The organism is Ideonella sp., from assembly GCF_035254525.1.
Lineage (GTDB): Bacteria > Pseudomonadota > Gammaproteobacteria > Burkholderiales > Burkholderiaceae_C > Ideonella.
Genome location: NZ_DATFAN010000120.1, coordinates 1 through 4330 on the forward strand (window position 1 = coordinate 1; position 4330 = coordinate 4330).

At 70.4% G+C, this 4330-nt stretch carries 2 protein-coding genes and 1 pseudogene; all 3 read left to right on the plus strand.

Annotated elements, in window-relative coordinates; genetic code table 11:
- Window positions 1–198 (plus strand): annotated as a pseudogene (locus VJ693_RS12030) (efflux transporter periplasmic adaptor subunit); the annotation flags it as partial.
- A gap of 13 nt (window positions 199–211) precedes the next feature.
- Window positions 212–3454, plus strand: coding sequence for an efflux RND transporter permease subunit (locus tag VJ693_RS12035; protein ID WP_324154416.1), 3243 nt, complete (start codon window positions 212–214; stop codon window positions 3452–3454).
- A 10-nt stretch (window positions 3455–3464) separates the two neighbouring features.
- Window positions 3465–4330 (plus strand): TolC family protein (locus VJ693_RS12040; protein ID WP_324154418.1); only part of this gene is annotated, 866 nt, incomplete at its 3' end.

Below are 4330 nucleotides of genomic sequence, written 5' to 3' on the forward strand. Positions count from 1 at the left end.
GCCGCCTACCGCGAGGTGACGCTGGGCGCCAACGTGAACGGCCTGCGCATCGTGACCTCGGGCTTGAAGCCGAGCGAGCGCATCGTCGTCAACGGCCTGCAGCGCGTGCGCCCCGGCGCGCTGGTCGAGCCGCAGCCGGTCGCGATGGATGCGAAGCCCGAAACCCAGGCGCGCCGCGAAGGCGCGGCCCAGTCCTGATCGAGGCCCGACCATGAACCTGTCCAAGTTCTTCATCGACCGGCCGATCTTCGCCGGCGTGCTGTCGCTGCTGATGCTCATCGCCGGCCTGATCGCGGTGCGCAGCCTGCCGATCTCCGAGTACCCGGAAGTCGTGCCGCCGTCGGTGGTGGTGCGCGCGCAGTACCCGGGCGCGAACCCGAAGGTGATCGCCGAGACCGTCGCGACGCCGCTCGAAGAAGCCGTCAACGGCGTCGAGGGCATGCTCTACATGGGCAGCCAGGCGACGACCGACGGCCTGATGACGCTGACCGTCACCTTCAAGCTCGGCACCGACCCCGACAAGGCGCAGCAGCTCGTGCAGAACCGCGTCGCGCAGGCCGAGCCGCGCCTGCCCGAAGAGGTGCGCCGCCTCGGCCTCACCACGGTCAAGAGCTCGCCCGACCTGACGATGGTCGTGCACCTGCTCTCGCCCAACGGCCGCTACGACTCGACCTACCTGCGCAACTATGCGCTGCTCAACGTGAAGGACCGGCTCGCCCGCGTGCAGGGCGTGGGCGACGTGGGCCTGTTCGGCTCGGGCGACTACTCGATGCGCGTCTGGCTGGACCCGCAGAAGGTGGCGCAGCACGGCCTGTCGGCCGGTGACGTGGTCGCCGCGATCCGCAGCCAGAACATCCAGGCCGCGGCGGGCGTGGTCGGCGCCTCGCCCGGGCTGGCGGGTGTGGACCTGCAGCTGTCGGTGAACGCGCAGGGGCGCCTGCAGAGCGAAGACGAGTTCGGCGACATCATCGTCAAGAGCACGCCCGACGGCGCGGTCACGCGGCTGCGCGACGTCGCGCGGCTCGAGCTCGGCGCGTCGAGCTACTCGCTGCGCTCGCTGCTGGACAACAAGGAAGCGGTCGCGGTGCCGATCTTCGCGGCGCCGGGCTCGAATGCGATCCAGATCTCGGACAACGTGCGCGCCACGATGAAGGAGATCAAGGAGACCATGCCCGACGGCGTGGACTACGAGATCGTCTACGACCCGACCCAGTTCGTGCGCGCCTCGATCGAGTCGGTCGTGCACACGCTGCTCGAGGCGGTGGCGCTGGTCGTCGTGGTCGTGATCCTGTTCCTGCAGACCTGGCGCGCCTCGATCATCCCGCTGCTGGCCGTGCCGGTGTCGGTGGTCGGCACCTTCGCGGTGATGCACCTGTTCGGCTTCTCGATCAACGCGCTGAGCCTCTTTGGCCTGGTGCTGGCGATCGGCATCGTGGTCGACGATGCGATCGTGGTGGTCGAGAACGTCGAGCGCAACATCGAGGCCGGCCTGTCGCCGCGCGACGCCACCTACCGCGCGATGCGCGAGGTGTCGGGCCCCATCATCGCGATCGCCTTGGTGCTCATTGCGGTGTTCGTGCCGCTGGCCTTCATCAGCGGGCTGACGGGGCAGTTCTACCGCCAGTTCGCGCTGACGATCGCGATGTCCACGGTGATCTCGGCGGTCAACTCGCTGACGCTCTCGCCCGCGCTGGCCGCCCTGCTGCTGAAGGGCCACGACGCACCGAAGGACGCGCTGACCCGCGGCATGGACCGCGCCTTCGGCCGCTTCTTCGTCGGCTTCAACCGCGTGTTCCGCCGTGGCGCTTCTGCCTACAGCGGCGGCGTCACCAAGGCCATCTCGCGCAAGGCGGTCATGCTGGGCGTGTACCTCGCACTGGCGGCGGCCACCTTCGGCCTGTTCCACCTGGTGCCCAAGGGCTTCGTGCCGGCGCAGGACAAGCAGTACCTGATCGGCTTCGCCCAGCTGCCCGACGGCGCCACGCTGGACCGCACCGAAGACGTGATCCGCCGCATGAGCGACATCGTGCTCAAGCAGCCCGGCGTCGAGCATGCGGTGAGCTTCCCCGGCCTGTCGATCAACGGCTTCACCAACAGCTCGAACTCGGGCATCGTCTTCGCGACGCTGAAGGATTTCGACGAACGCCCGGGCGCCGCCAACAGCGCCGGCGCGATCGCCGGTGCGCTGAACCAGCAGTTCGCGCAGATCCAGGATGCCTTCGTCGTGATCTTCCCGCCCCCGCCGGTGCAGGGCCTGGGCACGACCGGCGGCTTCAAGCTGCAGCTCGAAGACCGCGGCTCGCTTGGCTACGACGCGCTCGATGGGGCGGTGAAGGCCTTCATGGCCAAGGCGCAGGCCGCGCCGGAGCTGGCGGGCCTGTTCACGAGCTACCAGGTCAACGTGCCGCAGCTGTACGCCGACATCGACCGCACCAAGGCGCGCCAGCTCGGCGTGGCCGTGACCGACGTGTTCGACACCATGCAGGTCTACCTCGGCAGCCTGTACGTGAACGACTTCAACAAGTTCGGCCGGACGTATTCGGTGCGCGTGCAGGCCGATGCCGCCTTCCGCGCCAAGGCCGAGGACATCGGCCAGTTGAAGGTGCGCTCGGCCAGCGGCGAGATGGTGCCGCTGTCGGCGCTGATGAAGATCGGCCCGACCGTCGGCCCCGAGCGCGCGATGCGCTACAACGGCTTCCTCTCGGCCGACATCAACGGCGGCCCCGCGCCGGGCTATTCATCCGGCCAGGCGCAGGACGCCGTCAAGCGCATCGCCGCCGAGACGCTGCCCAAGGGCATCGGCTACGAGTGGACCGAGCTGACCTACCAGGAGATCCTGGCCGGCAACTCCGCCGCCTGGGTGTTCCCGCTGGCGATCCTGCTCGTCTTCCTCGTGCTGGCCGCCCAGTACGAGAGCCTGACGCTGCCGCTGGCGATCATCCTGATCGTGCCGATGGGCCTGTTCGCGGCAATGACGGGCGTGTGGCTCTCGCGCGGCGACAACAACGTCTTCACCCAGATCGGGCTGATGGTCCTGGTGGGCCTGAGTGCGAAGAACGCGATCCTGATCGTCGAATTCGCGCGCGAGCTCGAGTTCGCCGGCCGAACGCCGCTGCAGGCCGCCATCGAGGCCGCGCGGCTGCGGCTGCGCCCGATCCTGATGACCTCGATGGCCTTCGTGATGGGCGTGCTGCCGCTGGTGCTGTCCACCGGCGCCGGTGCCGAGATGCGCCGCGCGATGGGCATCGCGGTGTTCACCGGGATGATCGGCGTGACCGCCTTCGGCCTGTTCCTCACGCCGGTCTTCTACGTGCTGTTGCGCCAGCTCACCGGCAACCGAACGCTCAAGCTGCACGGTGCCGTGCCGCACCTCGAGGCTTTCGCGGGCACCGCCGGATCCGGCGGCGGCTCGGCGAGGCCCGTCATTGCGGCACCGCGTGCCGACCATGAATGAGAACCCGACCATGAAGCAACGATTCACACGCTCACTCGCGCCGCTGCTGGTGGCCATGGTGCTCGCCGGCTGCGCCACCGTGGCCAGCGAGCCGCCCCGCGCGCTACCGGCCGTGCCCGCGGCCTTCAAGGAAGCCGGGCCCGCCGAGGGCCGCTGGGTGGTCGCGCCGCCGGCCGAGGCCACGCCGCGCGGCGCCTGGTGGAAGGCCTTCGCCGACCCGGCGCTGGACGCGCTCGTCGAACAGGCCGACCGCGACAGCACCAGCATCCAGCGCGCCGCGGCGCGGCTCGCCCAAGCCCACGCCCTCGTCCGCACCGCCGATGCCGACCGCCTGCCCCAGCTCGGCGTCGGTGCACGGGTGGACCGCCAGGGTGGCGCGCTGGCCCAGGCCTCGGGCACGGCCGGCACCGTCTACAACGCCGGCGCCACGCTGTCGTACGAGCTCGACCTGTTCGGCCGCCTGGCCCGGGCCAGCGATGCCGCGCGGCTGGATGCCCAGGCCAGCGAAGCGCTGCTGCAGAGCACGCGGCTGATGGTGCAGGCGCAGGTCGCGCAGACCTACTTCGCGCTGCGCGCACTCGATGCCGAGCGCCGCCTCGTGCGGCAGACCGTGACGGCGCACGAGGAGACCGCGAACCTCGTCGAGCGCCGCTACCGCGCCGGCGACATCGCCGAGCTCGACCTGGCCCGCGCACGCACCGAACTCGCTTCGACCCGATCGCAGGCGCTGTCGCTCGACCGCCAGCGCGCCACGCTGGAACACGCGCTGGCGGTGCTGGTGGGCGAGGTGGCCTCGGGCTTCAGCGTGGCCGAAGCCGAGTGGGCCAGCGCGCCGCCGCAAGTCCCCCCGGGCGTGCCGGCCACGGTGCTGACGCG

Coding starts and splice junctions, on each gene's coding strand:
- VJ693_RS12035 (WP_324154416.1), top strand. CDS start 212: ATGAACCTGTCCAAGTTCTTCATCGACCGGCCGATCTTCGCCGGCGTG.